At 58.6% G+C, this 19145-nt stretch carries 21 protein-coding genes; 13 read left to right on the top strand and 8 right to left on the bottom strand.

Annotation, left to right across the window (positions count from 1 at the left end; genetic code table 11):
• Positions 1 to 18 precede the first annotated feature (18 nt).
• Entirely contained in the window at positions 19 to 798 is a 780-nt protein-coding gene (locus H4I92_RS08715; RefSeq protein WP_245800866.1) for an alpha/beta fold hydrolase, read from the bottom strand.
• Positions 799 to 903: 105 nt separating this feature from the next.
• Between H4I92_RS08715 and H4I92_RS08710 the strand changes: the two genes are divergently transcribed.
• Positions 904 to 1371, top strand: coding sequence for a PilZ domain-containing protein (locus tag H4I92_RS08710; protein ID WP_077530211.1), 468 nt, complete (start codon positions 904 to 906; stop codon positions 1369 to 1371).
• Positions 1372 to 1576: 205 nt separating this feature from the next.
• Positions 1577 to 2611, top strand: a complete 1035-nt coding sequence (locus H4I92_RS08705; RefSeq protein ID WP_077530210.1) for an AraC family transcriptional regulator — start codon at positions 1577 to 1579, stop codon at positions 2609 to 2611.
• Here H4I92_RS08705 and H4I92_RS08700 read toward each other — a convergent pair.
• Together H4I92_RS08700 and H4I92_RS08695 are read right to left on the bottom strand one after the other, a co-directional pair.
• Positions 2608 to 3387, bottom strand: a complete 780-nt coding sequence (locus H4I92_RS08700; RefSeq protein ID WP_077530209.1) for a hypothetical protein — start codon at positions 3385 to 3387, stop codon at positions 2608 to 2610. The two genes, H4I92_RS08705 and H4I92_RS08700, sit on opposite strands and share 4 nt — an antisense overlap.
• Before the next feature lie 2 nt (positions 3388 to 3389).
• A complete protein-coding gene (locus H4I92_RS08695) occupies positions 3390 to 3749 on the bottom strand; it encodes a DUF1499 domain-containing protein (RefSeq protein ID WP_077530208.1) in 360 nt (119 codons plus the stop codon).
• A 79-nt stretch (positions 3750 to 3828) separates the two neighbouring features.
• Here H4I92_RS08695 and H4I92_RS08690 point away from each other — a divergent pair, with 79 nt between their 5' ends.
• Positions 3829 to 5016 carry a M24 family metallopeptidase gene (locus H4I92_RS08690; protein WP_077530207.1) on the top strand — a complete coding sequence of 396 codons (1188 nt, stop codon included), beginning with the start codon at positions 3829 to 3831 and terminating at the stop codon, positions 5014 to 5016.
• The gene (locus H4I92_RS08685; protein ID WP_077530206.1) at positions 5013 to 6290 is read left to right on the top strand and encodes a D-amino acid dehydrogenase; all 1278 of its coding nucleotides are present in this window, start codon (positions 5013 to 5015) and stop codon (positions 6288 to 6290) included. Before H4I92_RS08690 ends, H4I92_RS08685 begins: the two co-directional genes overlap by 4 nt.
• Here the strand turns inward: H4I92_RS08685 and H4I92_RS08680 are convergent.
• Complete coding sequence (locus tag H4I92_RS08680) at positions 6247 to 6918, bottom strand: class I SAM-dependent methyltransferase (RefSeq protein ID WP_179105666.1); 672 nt, start codon at positions 6916 to 6918, stop codon at positions 6247 to 6249. The two genes, H4I92_RS08685 and H4I92_RS08680, sit on opposite strands and share 44 nt — an antisense overlap.
• 73 nt (positions 6919 to 6991) lie before the next feature.
• Here H4I92_RS08680 and H4I92_RS08675 point away from each other — a divergent pair, with 73 nt between their 5' ends.
• Positions 6992 to 7876, top strand: coding sequence for an alpha/beta fold hydrolase (locus tag H4I92_RS08675; protein WP_077530204.1), 885 nt, complete (start codon positions 6992 to 6994; stop codon positions 7874 to 7876).
• A gap of 73 nt (positions 7877 to 7949) precedes the next feature.
• Here the strand turns inward: H4I92_RS08675 and H4I92_RS08670 are convergent, their stop codons facing one another.
• The gene (locus tag H4I92_RS08670) at positions 7950 to 8558 is read right to left on the bottom strand and encodes a superoxide dismutase (protein WP_077530203.1); all 609 of its coding nucleotides are present in this window, start codon (positions 8556 to 8558) and stop codon (positions 7950 to 7952) included.
• A 201-nt stretch (positions 8559 to 8759) separates the two neighbouring features.
• Between H4I92_RS08670 and H4I92_RS08665 the strand changes: the two genes are divergently transcribed.
• The 8 genes from H4I92_RS08665 (at position 8760) to H4I92_RS08630 (ending at position 16146) form a co-directional block, all read left to right on the top strand.
• On the top strand, positions 8760 to 9455 hold the full coding sequence (locus H4I92_RS08665; protein WP_077530202.1) for a GntR family transcriptional regulator: 696 nt from the start codon (positions 8760 to 8762) through the stop codon (positions 9453 to 9455).
• Entirely contained in the window at positions 9452 to 9790 is a 339-nt protein-coding gene (locus H4I92_RS08660) for a hypothetical protein (protein WP_077530201.1), read from the top strand. The genes H4I92_RS08665 and H4I92_RS08660 overlap by 4 nt, the downstream gene beginning before the upstream one ends.
• Positions 9791 to 9802: 12 nt before the next feature.
• Complete coding sequence (locus tag H4I92_RS08655) at positions 9803 to 11317, top strand: glycosyltransferase family 2 protein (RefSeq protein ID WP_218668183.1); 1515 nt, start codon at positions 9803 to 9805, stop codon at positions 11315 to 11317.
• Positions 11310 to 12071 (top strand): sulfotransferase family protein, encoded by a 762-nt coding sequence (locus tag H4I92_RS08650; RefSeq protein ID WP_077530200.1) that lies wholly within the window; start codon positions 11310 to 11312, stop codon positions 12069 to 12071. The genes H4I92_RS08655 and H4I92_RS08650 overlap by 8 nt, the downstream gene beginning before the upstream one ends.
• Before the next feature lie 371 nt (positions 12072 to 12442).
• Positions 12443 to 13342 (top strand): glycosyltransferase family A protein, encoded by a 900-nt coding sequence (locus tag H4I92_RS08645; protein WP_077530199.1) that lies wholly within the window; start codon positions 12443 to 12445, stop codon positions 13340 to 13342.
• A 52-nt stretch (positions 13343 to 13394) separates the two neighbouring features.
• On the top strand, positions 13395 to 14297 hold the full coding sequence (locus H4I92_RS08640; RefSeq protein WP_077530198.1) for a glycosyltransferase family 2 protein: 903 nt from the start codon (positions 13395 to 13397) through the stop codon (positions 14295 to 14297).
• A gap of 79 nt (positions 14298 to 14376) precedes the next feature.
• Complete coding sequence (locus tag H4I92_RS08635; RefSeq protein WP_077530197.1) at positions 14377 to 15273, top strand: glycosyltransferase; 897 nt, start codon at positions 14377 to 14379, stop codon at positions 15271 to 15273.
• 33 nt (positions 15274 to 15306) lie between these two features.
• Positions 15307 to 16146 (top strand): glycosyltransferase family 2 protein, encoded by an 840-nt coding sequence (locus tag H4I92_RS08630; protein ID WP_077530196.1) that lies wholly within the window; start codon positions 15307 to 15309, stop codon positions 16144 to 16146.
• Positions 16147 to 16286: 140 nt separating this feature from the next.
• Here H4I92_RS08630 and H4I92_RS08625 read toward each other — a convergent pair whose 3' ends face one another.
• From H4I92_RS08625 to H4I92_RS08615, 3 genes are read right to left on the bottom strand one after another with little or no spacing between them, the layout of a single operon-like run.
• Entirely contained in the window at positions 16287 to 17375 is a 1089-nt protein-coding gene (locus tag H4I92_RS08625; RefSeq protein WP_077530195.1) for a CDP-glycerol glycerophosphotransferase family protein, read from the bottom strand.
• Complete coding sequence (locus H4I92_RS08620) at positions 17375 to 18343, bottom strand: glycosyl transferase family 90 (RefSeq protein ID WP_077530194.1); 969 nt, start codon at positions 18341 to 18343, stop codon at positions 17375 to 17377. Before H4I92_RS08620 ends, H4I92_RS08625 begins: the two co-directional genes overlap by 1 nt.
• Positions 18340 to 19071: a 3-deoxy-D-manno-octulosonic acid kinase gene (locus H4I92_RS08615; RefSeq protein WP_077530193.1), complete on the bottom strand. Its 732-nt coding sequence runs from the start codon at positions 19069 to 19071 to the stop codon at positions 18340 to 18342. Before H4I92_RS08615 ends, H4I92_RS08620 begins: the two co-directional genes overlap by 4 nt.
• Positions 19072 to 19145 lie beyond the last annotated feature (74 nt).

Raw genomic sequence — 19145 nt, 5'->3', positions numbered from 1 at the left:
GGCCTTGCTCGGGTGGCCCTACGCTTCGCCTGCCAGAAAACGCTGGCAAATCCGCGCAAACAGTTCGGGTTTTTCCGCATGGAGCCAGTGCCCGACATCCGGAATCACCTTGAGCTCGGCAGACGGAAAGTAATGCAGAACGGCATACTGATGGCGGCTCTGGATGTAATCCGAGCCGCCGCCACGGATGAACAGGGTGGGCCCCTCGTAGACACCGTCGGTGGAGGGGCCCGCCATGATCTGCTCGTAACAGGCGAGGATACCGGGCACATTCATCCGCCACCGGAAACCGCCGTCCGACGGGACCAGGTTGGTCAGCAGGAACTGGCGTACGCCTTTTTCCCCAATGTATTCCGACAGCACCCCATCCGCCTCGCGCCGGGAGGACACGGAGGCCGGATCCAGCGCTTCAAGCGCCTGCTGGATCGCATCATGGTGCGGTTCATAGGCGACCGGCGCAATGTCGGCAACAATCAGTCGCTGCACGCGTTCCGGCGCCATCAGTGCCAGTTCCATGGCCGTCTTGCCACCCATGGAGTGCCCCAGGAGGTGGGCCTTCTCCACCCCCACCCGGTCCATGTAGGCCAGCACATCCGCTGCCATTTCGGGGTAACTCATGCTGCGGGTGTGCGGTGAATCACCGTGGTTGCGCAGGTCCAGGCTGTGCACCTCGTAGTCCGGCGCCAGACGTCTGCGTACGCCCCCGAGCGTATCACCGGCGCCGAAAAGACCATGCATGAGTATCAGGGGCGGGCCATCGCCCTTGACGCCCGCATTGAGTTCCACAGTGTCTGTCAAAACCGTTTCTCCGTTCCATACTGCGCACCCGTCACTGGCGAAGAGCGGGCGACAGGCTTAGACTCGTGACATCAAGCAGTGTAAGCCTAAACGGAACCTGACCCCATGGCCACAGCAGCACCCCTTCACGATGAACGCCGCCACCTGCAGCGCTTTCCTGCAGCGGAACTGGAAGCCCGGCTGAAGCCAGGGCGCAGCCGCTTCAGGCGGGGCGAACCAGTGGAAGCCGCCGATTTCACCCGCGAAGGTGTCGCCATCATCACGTCCCGGAAGCTGCGATTGGGTCAGAAGGTGCTGATTGACCTGACCCTGCGCCTGGACCGGAGCGAGCTGCATCAGAACCGACTGGTTGCGGTGGTCTCAAATGTGCACGCTGAGGGGGAACAGCACCGTTATGGCCTGAAATTCGACTTCCGGGCCAATGGGACGATGCGGGCCCTGGAAACCCAGGCACGTCTGGGGCGCATGGAGGGGATTCTGGAGCGCATACAAAAAATGAAGGCCCGCCACCGCAGCGGTGCGGACCTCATCAGAACCTATTCAGGTCAGGGAGAAGGCGGACCCCTCAGTTGAACGCGGGGATCTCGCTCAGATAATCGGACAGAGCCTTGATATTGGCTTTTTCTTCTTCAGTGTGCGGAACGCAGATTTCGAGGTTGGTATCCATATCCATGACGCGACTCCTTGGGTTTGTCAGGAATTCAGGTATTATCCTACGTTGCAATGCCTGAGCCGGCTTGACGCACCCGCTCAACCTTTTGACAGGTGGTAACAGTCGATGAAAGACAGCCCCACGGTGAGCGCCTCCGGCACCCTTGCCCTCACCCACTACCTGACCAGCCGGGGATTTGCTACCCAGGACCATATTGATGGCATTCTTGGGATCTCCTCAGACGAACTTGAGGATCCGGACTGCCGTGTGGCTGTACACAGCCATAACCAGCTCTGGCAGGAGGCACTTCTCCTGACCGGGGACCCGGCCCTGGGACTGCGCCTGGGTGAGATCGTGGACCCTGACCGCATGGGGCTGATGAGCCACATCGTGTTCAACAGTGACACCATTGAACACGCCCTGGAGGAATACATGCGGCTTCACCGGCTCGTGAATGAGGCGGTGCACCTCTACCAGACCAGGGAGGGCGACCGGATAAGGGTCACCTGGCACGTGCCGGATCCAGCGCTGTACTGTATTCCAGATATGGACCGGACCCTGTCCGCGGCCGTCACCCGAGCACGCCACTTCATCCATCCCAGGCTGGCCATCGAGCAGCTGAGCCTGGCGCATGAAGACCCGGGGTATCGTGCCCACTACGAACGGATCTTCCAGTGCCCGGTAACCTTCGGCGCCGGTGAGACCAGCCTGTGCTTTCCGGCCCGCTATCTGGATTCGCCTCTGCCCCACCGCAACCCCTACGTGCACTCGGCCCTGACCACGCACGTCAACCGGCTGCTGCGCCAGCTGCGCCCGCGCAAGACGGTGTCCGAGCGGGTCCGGCGGATTGTCCAGAAGCAGCTCCCACGCACCCCGGATGTGGACCGGGTGGCCTCGGCCATGCACATGAGCCGCCAGACGCTGTACCGCAAGCTGAAAAAAGAGGGTGAGAGCTTCCAGAACCTGGCGGAGACGGTGCGACGGGAAAGGGCACTGCAGTATGTGGCCGAGGGCGAATACGGGCTGACGGAAGTGGCCTTCCTGCTCGGGTTTTCGGAACTGAGCGCCTTCAGCAGGGCCTTCAAGCGCTGGACGGGGGAAAGCCCCGGCCACTACCGGGCACGGCACCGGGAAGAACGCGCCTCGACGATGGCGGATTAATCCTCGCCGAACTCCAGCACCAGATGATTCACCAGGCGCTGCAGGCGCGCCCGAACATGGCGCGCATTCATCGCCACCTGCTGCGCCGATCCCGGTTCCTCGAGATCCCAGGGTGACAGATCCGGCTGGTACAGCTCACACGCAAGCCCCAGCTTGGGGATGCGCCCACCCAGCAACCACGGCAGGCTCACCACACCGCTCTGGTTCACAGCCCGGCGCAGGTGTTCAGGCAGACGCTCTACCAGGAAACGGGCTGAAGCCGGAATGGGCACCGGCCGCCCCAGCCTTTCAGTGCCGCTGTGAGCAAGCAGCAGTACAGGCACTTCCGCCCGAACGGCCGCCTCTATGAACCGCTGGCTGCGGAAGGGCTGGATATCGATGCCGTTGCCGACATTGCTGTATTCGCCTTCCGGCATAATGCCACAGTCATTGAAGGTGCCGCCGCAAAGCTTGGCAACAACATCCTCCACCCCGGAATCCGCCGATGTCTGCACAAGGCGCTCCGCCAGGAGACCAACACCGGGCACCCGATGGAATCCCCGCCAGGTCACTCCAAACGGCACCCTGTCACCGCCACCGTGGCGCACCATGGTCCGCACCAGCGCTGCCAGTGCGGGCGCCGGGCCGAGCACGGGGCCATGGTTCATGATGATCATCAGCCGGGGATGGGCCTGGAGAATACCAGCAAGCTCATCCACGCCCTCGGCCTCTTCGCGGTAGAACAGCCGCGCCAGTCGATCAGCAGCGGGCAGAAGGTCCGTGTAGGTGCGCGCCATGGCTACCCCGTCATCAGCTCACTGCGCACGGTTTCCAGCCGGCGCCGGTTCACACCGAGATCCGAGTAGCCAAGCCGTGAGGCCGAACGCACCTGGATCACGCCCTGCTCCCGGTCACGGACGAAATCCAGGTCGTCCACAAACCGCAGCACGCGGGTACGGGCTTCGGCGCGGATGGTATCGGCCGTCTGCTCCACGATCCGGACACCGCCCAGGGCCTCAAGCACGCCCGGCAGCCGCTCCCAGGTGCCCTCATCACCCGGCAGGGGCTGGATGTACTGCTTCCCCCTACCCTGGCTGGAAACACAGTTGGGCTTGCGCGGGCAGGGCTTGAGCTGCGGACTTCCTGTATCAGTACTCATACGGACTCCATTCTGGACGACAGGATTGGGGTAAATCTGCTTCACTGGCACAAAGGTCAGACATTACCAGAGGCCAGCCATGGATCACACCGCATACCTTGAGGCACTGCGCAGCACAGCCGCAGGCACTGAACAGAGCTTCGACCCCGGGGAGTTCCGGGCGCGCCGGGAGCGTGTTGCCAGCGCCATGCGCGAAGCCGGCCTTGAAGCCCTGCTGGTGACCAACCCCGGCGAGATCAACTACCTGACCGGTTACCGGACCTTTGAGGTCTCGGTCCATGCAGCCCTGGTCTTCCGCCCAGAGCGCTGTTTCCTCCAGGTGCCCTCCATTGAAACCGGCCCCGCTGCGGCGACCGCCCTGGTGGACGAGGTGGATGGATACCGGTGGGAGTCCGTCCAGTCCGTGATCGGGCCCCTTGTGGACCAGCTCCGGGACTGCCAGGCCATCGGCATCAACCAGTGGGGCAACGGCCTGCGGCCCGGCGTCCTGGACGCCCTCCGGGCCCAGCTGCCCAATACGGCCTTCCATGAATCAAGCACCGTTCTGGACCGCGTCCGGCGCGTCAAGACAGCAGCGGAGCTGGAGCGCCTTCACGAGAGCGCCCGGATGACCATGGCGGGTCTGGATGCCGCCATGGCCGTGATTGAGCCGGGCGTGAACGAGAACACCATTGCGGCGGAGGGCGCGCGCGCCATGCTGGCGGCCGGCAGCGAGTTCATGAGCCTGCAGCCCATTGTGGTCAGCGGACCGCGCAGCAGCGTGATCCATCTCAACCACCAGAGCCGTGTTATCGAGCAGGACGAATCCGTCTTCCTGGAATTCGGTGCCGTCCGTCACCGTTACACCGCACCGCAGATGCGCACGGCGGCTGCCGGGCGGGCATCGGACCGCATGAAACGGCTCAACGACGTCTGCCACCGTCTTCACGACACGCTGGTCTCGGAGATGCGCCCAGGCCAGCGCTTTACAGACGCTGCCACAGCCGCCAACCGGGTCCTGGCGGAAGTGGCGGACGAGGTCTTCTTCTCCGGTGTCTTCGGCTACACCGTTGGGGCCCAGTTCCCACCAAGCTGGGTCGAGGGGACGGGCTTCATTGCCGAGGGCGAGGAGTCGCCCTTTGAGCCGGGCATGGTTTTCCACCTGCCCTTGTGCCTGCGGGCACCGGGTGAGTTCGGCATCGGCATGAGCAACACGGTTGTCGTGGGTGACAACGGGGCTACCCCCATCACCCGGAACGACTGGCAGCTGCGGGAGCCTTCCTCATGAGAGCACTGGTTATCGGCGCCGGCATTGTCGGTTTAACCACCGCCCGGATGCTGGCCCACAGGGGGTATTCAGTGACGGTGGTGGAAGCACACGAGGGCCCGGGCATGGAGACGAGCTATGCCAACGCGGGCCAGCGCTCTTACGGTCACGTCTCTCCCTGGGCGGCACCGGATCTGATCGGTGTGGGGCTGAAAGGCCTGGTGCGCCGGCAGGGTCCGCTGAAGATGCACATGCCGCCGGCCCCGAGAACCATCGGTTTTCTGTTTCAGACACTGCGCTATGCCTGGGAGAAAGGCCGCTACGACACCAGCAACCGGGCTATGCTCCAGCTCGGCCAGGTCAGCCGTAACGCCTTCCACGCCATCGACCGTGAACTGCCGGAAGGCTTCGACGGCCACCATGAGGGGCTGCTGGAAATCAGCCGCGATCCGGTTGAATACGCCGGCCTCCAGAGCAAGGCCAGGGCCCTGGCGGAACAGGAGATCGAGCATGAGTGGCTGAACGCAGGCGCAGTCAGCCGCCAGGAACCCGCGCTGGCGGCAACCGGGGACCTGCAGCCATCACTGCTGATCAATGGTGACGGTACCGGCGACTGTCATCGCCTTTCACAGCTAATCATGGCGCAGTGCCGGGAGGCGGGCGTCCGGTTCTTCTTCGGCACGAGCGTGACGCAATGGGAGCATAGCGGTGATGCCCTGGAGGGCGCACATGTTTCCGACGGCAACAGGAGCTGGCTTGAAGCGGCTGATGCCACCGTTGTCTGTGCCGGCTGCGCCTCGAGGGAGCTTGTCCGGCCACTTGGCCTCAAGCTCCCTGTCTATCCGGTCAAGGGCTACTCCCTGACGGCGCCCCTGGAAAATCCTGACAAAGCACCCCGCTCAACGGTCGTGGACCTGGACAACAAGGTTGCCATCACCCGTCTCGGGGACCGGATGCGGGTCACTGGCTTCGTGGAGCTGACCGGCTTCAACCGCCGGATACCGGAATCACGCTTGCAAGTGCTGCAGGAGGCGATCAACGAGCGCTTCCCGGGCGCCGCAGACTTCAACCATGCAGAACCCTGGACCGGCTTCCGGCCCATGCTGCCGGATGGCCCGCCGGCCCTCGGTGCCGGCCCTCTGCGCAACCTCTGGCTCAACACGGGGCACGGCACCTTTGGCTGGACGCTCTCGGCAGGCAGCGCGGAACTGCTGGGACTTATGATGCATGGCGAACCCACGCCCATTGATGTCAGTGCCTTCGACCCGTGCCGCTTCGGGAGCTCTGGCCGCTGACAGCCGCCCGAAGCCCGGTATTCCCCTCGATCACCGGCTGCACCAGCGGCAGGGGGATATCCGGATGACGCCGGACCTCAATATTGCTCATGTCAAAACCGGCCCGCTCGAACACCCGCCGGGTATCCCGGTTGATATTGCAGCCACAGGCAAGCGGTTTCCAAAAGGGATTGAGACGCTGCTGCCAGCGGGCCAGGCCCGGCTCGCGGGCGGCCACATGCTCGAAGAACAGCAACCGACCACCCGGCTTCAGTACCCGTGCCATCTCAAGCGCAGCCCGGTCCGCCTCGGGGATGGTGCAGAACACCAGGAAAGCCACCATAGTATCGAACCGGTTATCCTCGAAAGGCATGGCCTCAGCCCCCGCCTGAACCAGCTCCACCGGCGGCCCTTCATGATGTGAACCGACACACTCCCGGCACTCGTCCATAAGGATTTCCGAGGGCTCCAGACCCACAATCCGTTCCACGGCCGGCCCGTAATGGCTCAGGCTGAGGCCGGACCCGACGCCGATCTCCAGCACCTCCCCCGAAGCCTGACTGAGCAGCTCCCTGCGGACATCCGCCAGCGTCCGCTCGGCGAGTTTCAGCACGGGCGAAAAGACGTGTCGTTCGTAAAATCCAGCCAATGACACAGCGCCTGCCTCCCGGATGATGGGTGATTGCCAAGCATAACCCGGATCACCGCGACAGGTCAGACCCATGCGAACACGGACACTCAGGCGCCCTCAGACGGAACTCTATATTGTCGAGGAGGGCGACCCGGCCCGCCCTGCCATCCTCTTCCTGCACGGCTTCCCCGACTGCCACGACCTGTGGCTGCCGCACATGCAGGCACTGAGCAGCGATTTTCACGTGATCAGCTTCGATATGCGGGGTGCGGGGCAGAGCACGGCACCGAGGCGTGCCGAAGGCTACCGTATCCCATGCCTTCTGGAGGACATCGATGCCGTGATCACGGCAACCCGTGGGCGTGAGGGCTCAGCCCATCTGGTGGGCCACGACTGGGGCTCGATCATCGGCTGGAGCTTCGTTGCCGACCCGGTCTATGGGCGCCGGGCCAACTCCTGGACCAGCCTTTCCGGCCCGCATCTGGGAGCGGCGGCTGAGTGGGTCCGGAACGGGATCCTGAAAGGCGGTGGCGCCCGCAAACCGGCACTGAACCAGGTGCTGCACTCCTGGTACATGCTGGCACTGAATGTTCCCGGCCTTGGTCAGGCTGTGTTCAGCACCGTCAGCACGCCCGTCTACCGGGCAGCCCTGACCATGGGTGGCGTCCCAGCCGATCACCCTCACATGGCGCGCTCACGTGATGGGATTGCCCGCCTAACGCACCATACATTCCAGCTCTACCGCCAGAACGCGCTCAGCCCGCCGCCCACACCGCGCCCCGACAGCATCAGAACGCCCAGCCAGATACTAATCCTGGAAGAGGACGCCTTCGCGACTCTGGAAGTGTGCGAGGTCATGGTCCGTTACTGCCAACAGGTGACCTGCGAGCGGCTGGCGGCCAACCACTGGGCGCCCGTGACGCACCCTGAATGGGTTCAGGCGAGCATAAGGGGGCTGGTGGACAGCCTCCCATGAAACAGAAAACCCCCGCCGGGCAATCCCGAACGGGGGTTTAAGCGCGCCCCTGAACAGGGCGTGCAGGGCCGGTTTACGCCTTGTTGAGCTGCTCTTCAGCGTACTCGTAGTTGGCCAGGTTGTTGAGGAAGTTCATGACATAGTCCGGACGACGGTTGCGGAAGTCCAGATAGTAACTGTGCTCCCAGACATCCAGAGCGAGCAGGACCTTGCCTTCACCAGTCGCCAGCGGGTTCGCAGCGTTCGGCGTCTTGGTGACCTTCAGCTTGCCGTCATTACCAAGCACCAGCCAGCCCCAGCCGGAACCGAACTGACCCACGGCTGTGGTCTTGAACTGCTCCTTGAAGTCATCCACGGAACCGAAGTCCTCGACCAGCTTCTGCTCCAGCTTGCCCGGAATACCGCCGCCATTCGGGGACATGTTTTCCCAGAAGAAGTTGTGGTTCCAGTGCTGGCCCGCCTGGTTGAATACTTTCTGCAGGTCATCACGGCCATAGGCGAGCTTGACGATTTCCTCCAGCGACTTGCCCTGCAGGTTGCTGTCCTGCTCGACCAGGCTGTTCAGGGTCGTGACATAGGTGTTGTGGTGCTTGCCGTGATGGAGCTCAAGCGTTTCCTGGCACATCCCCTTTTCCGCCAGTGCGTTGTAGGAATAGGGAAGATTGGGGAGTTCAAAAGCCATAGTGTTTCCTCCTTAACGGCCTTCAGTATTGGGGGCTCGACCCCTCGGTGCCGACAAAGTCAACCGAGCCCCTTCGTTGGGGTCTACGTTACCACTTTGGGATCAGTTTGAGAGAAATCAAGGGCCGACTTGCACAACCGCTGATTTGTGCAACGATGACATGATACGGTCCTCCCATAAAAATGAACCCGAGTTCAGGCAATGCAGTCGTTCAAACCCCGTGAAACCCTGAGTGAACAGGTTGCCCGCCATCTAGAAAACATGATCGCCTTTGAACAGCTCCAATCGGGCGATCGCATCCATGAAAGCAACATGGCGAAAGAGCTGGACGTGAGCCATGGCGCCGTTAGGGAGGCGCTGCTGATGCTGGAGAAACGCCACCTGGTACGTAACGTGCCGCGCAAAGGTGCTTTTGTAACGACGCTGGACGAGAACTTCGTGCGCAGCCTTTACGAAGCGATGAGCCTGTTTCTGGGCCACACCGGGCGCAAGCTCGTCCGACAGTGGGAAGCCGAGGATATGGAGCGCCTGGAATCGCTCTACGAAAGCATGTGCGAGTCCTTCCACAGCGGCCGGCTCATGGAATTCCTGGATACCGGCATTGAGTACACCCAGGCCTCGCTGGCCTATGCCAACAACTACTTCGTCACAGCCGCCATCAATGACCTCTGGCCCTCCGCCAAACGCTGTGCCTTCGTTGCCCTGCGCCAGGGCAACCGGGTACTGGAGGACAACCTGAACCATATGCGTGAATCGCTCGACCTGTTGCGCGCCCGTGACGAGGAAGGACTGGTACAGAGTGTCCATGCCTACGCGATGAAACAGTGTGAGCAGGTCATTGCGTGTCTGCCGGAAAACGCGAACGGACCGGGGGCTCAGGGAGCGGCCGGATCATGAGACGACACCAGGTCCTGCTCCTTGCGATTCTGATACTGCCGATGGCCGGCTGCAGTCTGGTGCAGCCTGAGAACGAGCCTCCTACCGAGGCGGAAGCTGACGTTGACTGTGAATGGACGGCGGTGCGTGGCGTTGCGGAACTGATTGAAACGGTGCCTGACTCTGAGCGCGCCCGTTTTCGGTTCTATCCGGGCGACACGGAATTCTCAGCTTCAATGGCTGACAGTCAGGCCCGGAAAGGCGACGAGTTCAAGGTCGTTCTCGAGATACCGGATCCGATATCATGTGGAGATCCCCGAGTGCAGGAAATGCAGCCACTCGAACCCACTGATTGAACGGAGTCCGCATTGTCCTCCTCCCTTTCACAGTTCAGCACGGCTGTTACCGTGGCCCTTGTAGCTGCCTTTGCCAGCGCATTGATCACTGATTTTCTTCTGCCGGTACTGGTCGGAGCTCTCAGCCTCCTCGGCCTGGCTCTTATTGCTCGCCCCCGGGTTCATGGAACCCGCATACTTCCTGTGGCGGATCGCGAGATCAAGCTCATCGGCTTCGCCCTGAACTTTTTCGCGATTGTCAGCCTGGTCTCCTGGCTCTGGCGTGGCGCTTCCCCTGAGTACCTGCAGACTCTGGGCAGTCACCTGTTACTGCTTCTTTTCTGGCCTTTATTCGTGGTACTGAGTCATGCCCGCGTACGAACGATACCAGCGCTGCTGGGTGTGGCCCTGGGCGCCGCGGGGCTGCTCATGACCGGTAATGCGGCAAGCCCTCTTCAGGAGGACCCGCTCCAGATTGCTATGAGCCTCGGGGGGGCTGGACTCATCGCCTGGATGCTTCTGATCGGCATTCCCCTGGTGCAGTTCGGCCAGCTGCTTCGCCACCACAATCCCCGAGTCGCCGGGCTGGCGACAGCAGGCGCGCTCATCCCGGTAGCCTATCTGCTGCTGGGCTTTGGTACGCCACTGTTGGATGACCCCCTCTACGCCGGCTTCTACGTCGCCGCCCTCACAACACTGACCCACCTGACCTGGCGCGCAGTGGATACAAGCCTGTACCGGCAACGCGGACAACGCATCAGCACCACCATCATCACCTACAATGAGGCGGACAACATTGCTGCCTGCCTGGAATCCGTACAGCCGGTATCGGATGAAATCATCGTAATCGACAGTGGCAGCACCGACGATACGGTTCGCATCGCCCGCCAGTATACCGACAGGGTAACTGTGACTGACTGGCCGGGTTTTGGGCCCCAGAAGCAGCGGGCGCTGGAACAGGCAACCGGGGACTGGGTTCTCTCCATAGACGCCGATGAGCGGATCACCCCCTACCTTGCAAGGGAAATCAACCACCGGCTCAGTGACAACCCCGGTGCAGAGGCCTTCAAGCTCCGCTGGGCCGTCACCATCTACGGAAAGAGACTGGACTTTGGCCGAAGCGCCCGCGCGCCCCTTCGACTGTTCCGCCGGGAGGGGGCCGCTTTTTCCGATGCCCAGGTGCACGAGGCCATACTCCTGCCGGACGGCGCCCGCATCCGCACCCTTCGGGGCCGTCTGACCCACTACACACACCGGGATTACGGCCACGCCCTGGCCAAGAGCGCGCAGTATTCCTGGCTGAGCGCCCAGCAGAAAGCGGAGAAGGGAAAACGGACCCGCACTCTGATCTACCCAACTCTGCGGGCCATTACAACTTTCATTCAGGTCTATATACTACGGCTTGGTTTCCTGGATGGGCCCGTGGGATACCTGATGGCAGTGACCTACGCCCAGACCAGCTTTAACACCTACACGGGGCTCTGGACCCTGGGCCGGGGAACGTCGACTGACAATTACTCTGGAATGCAAGACGGCACGAATGAATAAGCTCCTTAGAAACCGAATCACTATTCCATGGACCCCCTTCTATCGCCGCTACCCCTATTCTGATGGCATTTCCATCAATAGCGCCGATGCACGGGGGCTGTTGGACTTTGACCTGGGGGTCTTCTGTAACCGGATCCCCAAGGCAGCCAACTCGTCCGTGGTTGTTAACCTCGCCTACCGACGATACGGAAGTGAAATCCCATCCAGAGAGGCAAAAAAACTATTCAGAGCGCCGTCCCAACTCAGGGGGCGCGAGGTCGAGCGTCTGCCTGAGCTTTTCCGGTTCGCGTTCGTCCGAAACCCCTACACAAGGGTTCTCTCGGCATTTCTGGACAAGGTTGACCGTCGGGAGCGGCAAAAGAACCGGGAAGCGTCATTCCTGGAATTCCTTGAGTATCTCGAGAAAGACGGCCTGTTCAGCAACGCCCACTGGGCTCCGCAGACATCACTATTGCTGATTCCTTTTGAGGAGTTCGATTTCTTCGGTAAAACCGAAAACCTTGATGAGGATATGAGCTTTGTCCTGGACCAGATCCAGGGCCATAAAGAAAACAAGAAAATACTGTCAGCACTGGGAAATGCGACGAGCGCGGCCAGCAAACTCGCCACCTACTATGATGATCAGGCGAAAGCCAAAGTGGAAAAACTCTACCGCCAGGACTTTGAACGCTTCGGTTACCCTACAACATTACCGACCAAACCTGAGCCCCCATCATCAGCCTCAACAACCGCAGCGCAGGGGCAGACCGAATAAAGTTCTCGGTGTGGCAAGCCTCCGATACAGTAGACACCTGAGAGCGGTACACTAACGCAAAGCCAGCAGGTGTTGAGAATGAGTGGGGCAGCTCTACTCGGAAGAGTGGCCTGTCCAAAATTCAGGGTCGATCTCTGGCATTGATAATAACTCGGCCCCAATGGAAAGCGGATTTCACTCTCTGACTGATTTATATACACAAGGGTTACCCGGTCTCCAGACCTCTTGCCGCCAGGGCCCGCAAGAGGTCCTTTACCTACGGGGACGAGCTGATTAAAGTTACTCTAGCGTCCACTCTCCCTGAACACCCACCGTGCCGGCGGTTAGATACCGATGCGGTACCGAGTAATTCAAGAAATTGGCAAACTTTCATGCGTGAGACAAAAATTTATCCGCCACGTTGGTACGATCCTATCCTGGCGGTTTTCTTTCGCCTGGCCGCGAGCGGCTATGTACCGGCGAGCTGGTTTCGGGCTCCCATTCCTGAACCGCAGTCAAGGAGCACCGTGGATGGCATCCCAACCCTGGAAGTGGTTAGCCATTGCTGGCAGTACTCCAACATGCTCGCCTATCAGCTGAGCTCTTTCGTCAACTACCCTCCGACGCGCCTGAAACTCATCGTCACCGTGTTCTATTGCGCCGAGGACGAGGGCACCTCTGCGCTACTAAACTTCATTGAAAAACATGATGTCGAGAATGTTACCTGGAACTGGCAGGCCCTGCCCAAAGAACAACTGTTCAGGCGGGGTATCGGCCGCAATAGGGCAGCAAAATCGACTCAAGCGGACTGGGTATGGTTCACCGACTGCGACATCATATTTCATCAAAACTGCATGGACTCTCTGGCCGACGAGCTTCAGGGGAGACGCGATGTACTGCTCTTTCCCCGCGAAGAGAGAACGACGCCCATGCTCGCCAGAGACGACGTCATGTTAAAGGCAGGAAGCAAGCCGCAGCTGGTAGACATAGAGGCCGCAAACTTTACCCGTTTTTCCCGGGATCGCGCGAAAGGCGCGTTTCAGATTGTGCACGGTGATGTCGCAAGAGCCATCGGCTATTGTGGGGGTATCTCCATCTATCAAACCCCCGCAGAGCACTGGTGCAAATGCTATGAAGACCGAGCATTCCGCTGGCTGGTGGGGACACAAGGGACGCCCATCAATGTGGATGGCGTTTATCAGGTCCGGCATATACACAAAGGTCGTTACAAGCAGAATTCCATCTGGTCCAGGATACGAAGCAAGATTCGCAGACTGAAGGAACAAGGTTAAGGCCTTTTCCGACCTGATTTAAAAATTGATTAAATTTCCGAGTTTATAATTCATGTACTTCTGCATATTTTCATTCAACCGCGGCCGCTTTCTAGAAAACTGCATTAAATCGATCGAGCAATGCGTTGAGGCCCCCGTCATTCTCATATTTGATGATGAGAGTAACGACCCGGAAACAGTTTCAATACTGAAGGAATTATCCAAGCGTTATCAGGTAATCCAGCCGGAAAAAACCGAAGCATTAACCCACAAGTGCGGCGGTTTATATAACAATATGCAATCCTCACTTTCCTATATACCTGAAGGCGAACTCGTATATTTTGTGCAGGATGATACCCAACTAGTGCGAAAGCTGAGCGAACAGGATATCAACGATATCGAACGTTTTTTCAGCGAGAGCCCTGATGCAGCATTTTTGCACCATGCCTTTGTGCGTCAGAAGAACCGCAGCCATAACCAAAAAACAATGGAATATCATCAGGACAGTCACGTCTATATCCGGAATGATTCCAACCGCAGCTCCGGAATTTATTTTTCCGCCTTATCAATAGCCCGCGTTGACCGATTAAAAGCCGCGAACTGGGTTTTCAAACCGACAGAAAAAGAGAACGAACTACAGGCGCGCACTAAGTTCAGTAAAATGGGGATAATGCGTAACCCCTTTGTTATGTGGCTTCCCAGTGTTCCCTGCTATCGAGGCAAGGTGAAAACACTGGCCCTGACACTGGCTGAAAAAAAACAAAATTGTGGTTTTTATCCGTTTGAAATTCTATCCGACGAACAGAACCAGGCTTTTAAAGCCAGAAACGCAAAGATACTGCCAACCGCGGAAGATTTTTTAACCGTAAGCAATGCCACTTTAAAGAAACCATGGATAACCCATCCACTTCAGGGTCAATCACTACTGAAGTGGCTTAACAAACTGGAATTAAAGTTTCGCAAACTGACTAAATAACCGAACCGATTCGCCGCTCCTTATCGGCATTTTAGGAGTACACAAAATTGGTTTTCCTTGAAAGACGAGAGAACACGTTATGCCGCCTTTAGTTTCCGTACTTATTCCTGCTTATAATGTCGCCCCCTACATCAGGGAAGCCGTCGACAGCATTATCAATCAAACCTATAAAAACTTAGAAATCATTATCACCAACGACGGCTCAACCGACGATACTCTGGAAATTGCGCAGGAATACACCAGCGACTCCCGCGTTAAAGTTTTTTCACAGGAGAACCAGGGGTTATCCAGTGCACGTAATAATGCGATTGCTCTGGCCTGCGGGGAGTATATTTATCACTTTGATTCTGACGATGTTCTAGAACCAACCACGATTGAAGAATGTGTTGAACATCTCGTAAAGGATGATCTGGATATAATTGGTTTTTCCGGAGCACCTTTTAGTGATGACGATATCGATTTCAAGTTTAAGACAGATCGTTATCAGCGTGAGAACACACCGATAATGAGCGGCCAGAATTTTATCGAGACCTACATTAAAAGCAAAACTTATGCGACTTCCGTGTGCCTTTATATTTCAAAAAAAAGTATTGTCACGGACAACAATATACAATTTATTGATCGCATCCCGCATCAGGATGAAACTTATACCTTCGATCTATTTTACCATGCCAAACGCGTAAAATGTTTATCAGATATTTATTTTAAGCGTCGTTATCGTTCCGGGTCGGTGATGACGAGCAAGAAAAGCGAAGTAAATGCTAAGGCCTTATTGAAAGTAAATGCTTATTTCGAGCAACACTACGACCACTATCCTCCAGGTCAACACCAGATTAAAAAACTTCATCGCCGTATCAGCCAGGTTATTATGAAAAACAATCTGCCTTACTCTGTGATGGAAGGGTTTGATTTCTCTATTCCCTTCAAATATTGGTTAAAGTATTTACCCAAACGGATAATTGCCAAACTCGGATAAGCCCCTTTATCACGATAAAAACAGTAGATCGCCATGAATGTCACCGTGTTATTCACCACCTATAATTCGCCGAGATGGCTTGAAAAAGTATTGTGGGGATTTAGCGCCCAGACCTATCGGGATTTCGATATTATCATTGCGGATGATGGTTCAACCGATGAAACTCGACAATTAATTGATCGAATGCGTTCCGAGACAGGCATCAGAATCAAACATGTCTGGCATGAAGATCATGGATTTCAGAAGTGTGAAATTCTGAACAAAGCGATTTTACAGGTTGAAAGCGACTACATTATTTTTACCGACGGCGACTGCATCCCTCGCGCGGATTTTGTTGAGGAACACGTAAAATGCGCCAAACCCGACTGCTTTTTAACAGGTTCAGTGGTCCGTTTACCCATGTCGACAAGTGAACGCATTGGCAAGGAGGATATTACTTCGGGCGCTTGCTTCAACTGGGATTGGTTAGTGGAGAACGGCCTTCCGGGCACCCGCAAAAATATAAAGCTTAGAGCCAGAAAATATGCCGGCAATGTTCTTAATCATCTTACGCCCGCAAGAACCAATTTTACAGGATGCAATGCATCGGCGTGGACTAAAGATGTGATCGCCGTAAATGGTTTTGACCAGCGCATGTCGCATGGTGGCCTGGATCGGGAATTTGGTGTTCGCTTAAAAAACCTGGGCATTAAAGGCAAGCATGTACGGTACAATGCCCAGATCATTCACCTGGACCATGCCCGTGGTTACAGTGACCCTGAAAACATACGCAAGAACAAAGCACTGCGTATTCATAATGCGAAGCGGAAAATAAAAATAACCGAATATGGTCTCAATCTAGTCAAAGACCAATTCGTACGGGTTACGGGATGACCATTATTTCGTGCAAGCCCAGGCGGCCTTAGCGCTGCCGTTATCAGACAGGCGCCACGCCAGGATCTCGCGAGTACAACTACCAACAACGTGGCGCGACGGGCTTTCAGAAACGGAAACAAGCCGAATTACGGAACTCTTCAAAGGTGAGATCGAACTGATGGGCCACGAGTTATAGCGAGCTCTTTACGTAGACGCAGCCAGACTTTCAACTTCCGCCACAGGTTCAACGGTTTGCGCCTGATCCGATGGCGCTTCTCCCGAAGAAACCAGTCAACCGCCTCAAGTAGGCGCTCACTCGAGCGCCCATCCATGTAGCTGTGCAGCTCGCGGCTGTACGCCCGCATGGAAGAAAGCAATGCTTCCGGTCGCTGCAGTGCCCGCTCCAGGGCAGGTTCCACCTCTGACGGCTCCGCCACATCAATCAGCCAGGGTCCCGGCATCCGGGTATTGAGGGTGACCACCGGCCGGTCCAGGAACATGAATTCGAACATGATGGAAGAGGTGTCGCAGAGCATGACATCCGCCTGCGGGAGGTACTGGATGAGATCCTCGTCACTCTCGATGAAGGTCAGATTTGGCCCCGCCAGGGCGCGGTAGCGAGCCACCCACTCTGGATCCATCTTGGGGTGAAGCGTGACCAGAAAGTGCCAGCGGCCGGAGTCCGCCATGCGGGCAATCTCGTCATACAGCTCTGGTGCTGCGGTTACGCTGCGGCTGAAGGTGGAAGCGAAGAATACGGTGGGTCTTCCGCCACGCTCTTCCGGGCAGCCTGAGTTCGCCGCCTCCTTCAGCAGCGGGTCCAGCTTGGGCCAGCCGGTGTGAGCCACGGAGAAGAACCCCTTCTCCCGGGCCAGCTCCCGAAAGCGTTCCGTATCCCCCTCGGCATGGGTACAGTAGAGATCGAACCAGCCGCGTATCCGGTAGTGATCGCTCTCGGCCTCGCTCTCGTGGCCACGTTTATTGCGGGCGAGACCGTGAAACACCTCCACCTTTATACCGGGAAAGAACCACGGCACCCAGTCACCCGGCACAAAGGTGGCGACTGCACCGTAGGCCATGACTTCCCGCACCGTCTCCAGCCTCAGTTCGTCCTCGCGCAGGGGGGCCGTGCTGCACCCCGCCACGAACCAGGCCAGCTCGTCCCCGCGGGCGCGGATGGCCTCCTGCAGGGGGCGCAGGATGGAGTAGGAATAGGGTTGGTTCACGAAGAAGAGATAACGCGCCATCAGGCCTCAACCTTCTCGAAATAGCGCCTCATGACCAGCAGCGAGATCAGCCATTCGCGGCGCGTGTCCATGAACCGGGCCACATGGGCCTGTGCGTTGCGGATAATGGCCTCTGCCGCCTCCGGGTGGGCACTGTAGTAGCGGATCTGTTCTTCCAGGTCCGAATGGTCGTCCGCCAGGCAGGCGTAGTGCACATCGGGTTCCAGCGCCCCCTCCATGAACCAGGTCTCGTAACGGGGGCGCCGCATCAGGCACAGGGAGTTGGAGGCCAGAATCCATTTCAGGTTGGTGGCCACATCGTTCCCTTCAATGCTCACAATGTAGCGGTAGTTCAGCTGTTCAGAGGCGGGCATGAAGCCCGTATGCCAAGGCTTGCCGATCGACTCCTCATGGTTGCAGCCGACATCACAGAGCGGGCTGTCGTGATAGCGCTCGAGAAATGCCTTCCGCTGGGGCTGGCTGCCCTTGCCCCGCCAGATGGCGACGGGCTCTTTGTCCCGGAACGACAGATGGTCCGGCACCATGAAGTAATGGCGAACCTGGTTGAGCTTGAGCAACACGGAGTTCGCGTTCTCTCCCGCTGACGCAACAGGGCGGCTTTTCACGAAGCTCGGGTATTCCGGCACCCAGGTCACATCTGCGAACTCATAGCGGAAGGGCCGGTCATCGGGAAGGCAGCGGAGCAGGCGCTTGAAGTCCAGATAGTAGGCGGAGCGCTGGCCCCGGCGTGAAAACTGCTTTGGCCGTATCGCCTCGGGGCCCGGGTTGAACGGTGCTTCCAGCCGGTTGTACCAGGCCACCCGCGCATCCACTTCCGCCTTCGCTTCCGGCTCCAGCGCCGCGTATTCCTCCATCAGACGCTGACCGTGCCACAGCCAGTAGGAACGGGGCACCACCAGGTCAAACAGTGCAGTGAGGTAATAGCCCAGCTTGTGCAGATTCCGTTCATACCGGGTCATCAGCTTCATGGGTGACCGGCTCCTTCACTGTAGCCCGCAAGAACATGCTCCCAGGCTGCATCCAGCCCCAGCGGGGAGTCACTCCAATCCAGCTTCAGCAATGACCGGTGAAGGCGGTCCAGGTTGCGACGCTGCCAGCGTGTTCCGGTAAGGCCCTGGGCCCGCTGTCGTCCCTTGTCGAAATCAATCACGTAGACCGAACCTTTGAACCAGAGAATATTGAAGCCATTGAGGTCCGCATGATCGATGCCCTCATCGTGAAACCAGCGGACGGTTCGACCCACCGCTGTCCAGTGTTCCGCTGCCAGGGTACCGAGCACGGACGGTAGTGGCCGGGCGGATTCCAGGCGCTCTACCAGGATTGCAGCCTGGTAGAGAGCCCCTGCCCGCGGCCAGAACGCAGCCGCCACCGGCGCCGGGACGGGAAGCCCCCGTTCGACCATCCGCTGCAGCAGATCGAATTCCGCAAAGGCCCGGCTCCGGGCAACCCCGGTGCGGAGATAGGCATCCCTGGAAAGATGAGCCATCAGCCCACCGCGCTGGTAGAAACGCAGCACCAGTTCACCACCCGGCGCTGTCACGAACCAGGCACCACCACGGCCGCCTGCGTCCACCGGCCGGGCATCACTGCCCCATGCACCGGGGCGGAACCACTCTGGGTCAAATGAATGCGACCAGACGGCGCTCACCCGGTAACGGGCACCATCATCGCCGGAAAGGTCCTGGGAATGGCTCATGGGGGCTGCTCTGATCGGGTTAGCTCGCGTCGATTTCCTGCGGGAAATGGGACGTCACAGGCATACTGCGTTAT

The sequence above is a fragment of the Vreelandella halophila genome (assembly GCF_019903425.1).
In the GTDB taxonomy this organism is placed as follows: domain Bacteria; phylum Pseudomonadota; class Gammaproteobacteria; order Pseudomonadales; family Oleiphilaceae; genus Halospina; species Halospina halophila.
This window is presented reverse-complemented; position numbering and strand designations above follow the sequence as displayed.

Coding starts and splice junctions, on each gene's coding strand:
- H4I92_RS08615 (WP_077530193.1), bottom strand. CDS start 19,071: ATGAGCCATTCCCAGGACCTTTCCGGCGATGATGGTGCCCGTTACCGG.
- H4I92_RS08685 (WP_077530206.1), top strand. CDS start 5,013: ATGAGAGCACTGGTTATCGGCGCCGGCATTGTCGGTTTAACCACCGCC.
- H4I92_RS08675 (WP_077530204.1), top strand. CDS start 6,992: ATGCGAACACGGACACTCAGGCGCCCTCAGACGGAACTCTATATTGTC.
- H4I92_RS08690 (WP_077530207.1), top strand. CDS start 3,829: ATGGATCACACCGCATACCTTGAGGCACTGCGCAGCACAGCCGCAGGC.
- H4I92_RS08640 (WP_077530198.1), top strand. CDS start 13,395: ATGTACTTCTGCATATTTTCATTCAACCGCGGCCGCTTTCTAGAAAAC.
- H4I92_RS08650 (WP_077530200.1), top strand. CDS start 11,310: ATGAATAAGCTCCTTAGAAACCGAATCACTATTCCATGGACCCCCTTC.
- H4I92_RS08645 (WP_077530199.1), top strand. CDS start 12,443: ATGCGTGAGACAAAAATTTATCCGCCACGTTGGTACGATCCTATCCTG.
- H4I92_RS08620 (WP_077530194.1), bottom strand. CDS start 18,343: ATGAAGCTGATGACCCGGTATGAACGGAATCTGCACAAGCTGGGCTAT.
- H4I92_RS08665 (WP_077530202.1), top strand. CDS start 8,760: ATGCAGTCGTTCAAACCCCGTGAAACCCTGAGTGAACAGGTTGCCCGC.
- H4I92_RS08695 (WP_077530208.1), bottom strand. CDS start 3,749: ATGAGTACTGATACAGGAAGTCCGCAGCTCAAGCCCTGCCCGCGCAAG.
- H4I92_RS08630 (WP_077530196.1), top strand. CDS start 15,307: ATGAATGTCACCGTGTTATTCACCACCTATAATTCGCCGAGATGGCTT.
- H4I92_RS08635 (WP_077530197.1), top strand. CDS start 14,377: ATGCCGCCTTTAGTTTCCGTACTTATTCCTGCTTATAATGTCGCCCCC.
- H4I92_RS08710 (WP_077530211.1), top strand. CDS start 904: ATGGCCACAGCAGCACCCCTTCACGATGAACGCCGCCACCTGCAGCGC.
- H4I92_RS08700 (WP_077530209.1), bottom strand. CDS start 3,387: ATGGCGCGCACCTACACGGACCTTCTGCCCGCTGCTGATCGACTGGCG.
- H4I92_RS08660 (WP_077530201.1), top strand. CDS start 9,452: ATGAGACGACACCAGGTCCTGCTCCTTGCGATTCTGATACTGCCGATG.
- H4I92_RS08625 (WP_077530195.1), bottom strand. CDS start 17,375: ATGGCGCGTTATCTCTTCTTCGTGAACCAACCCTATTCCTACTCCATC.
- H4I92_RS08705 (WP_077530210.1), top strand. CDS start 1,577: ATGAAAGACAGCCCCACGGTGAGCGCCTCCGGCACCCTTGCCCTCACC.
- H4I92_RS08670 (WP_077530203.1), bottom strand. CDS start 8,558: ATGGCTTTTGAACTCCCCAATCTTCCCTATTCCTACAACGCACTGGCG.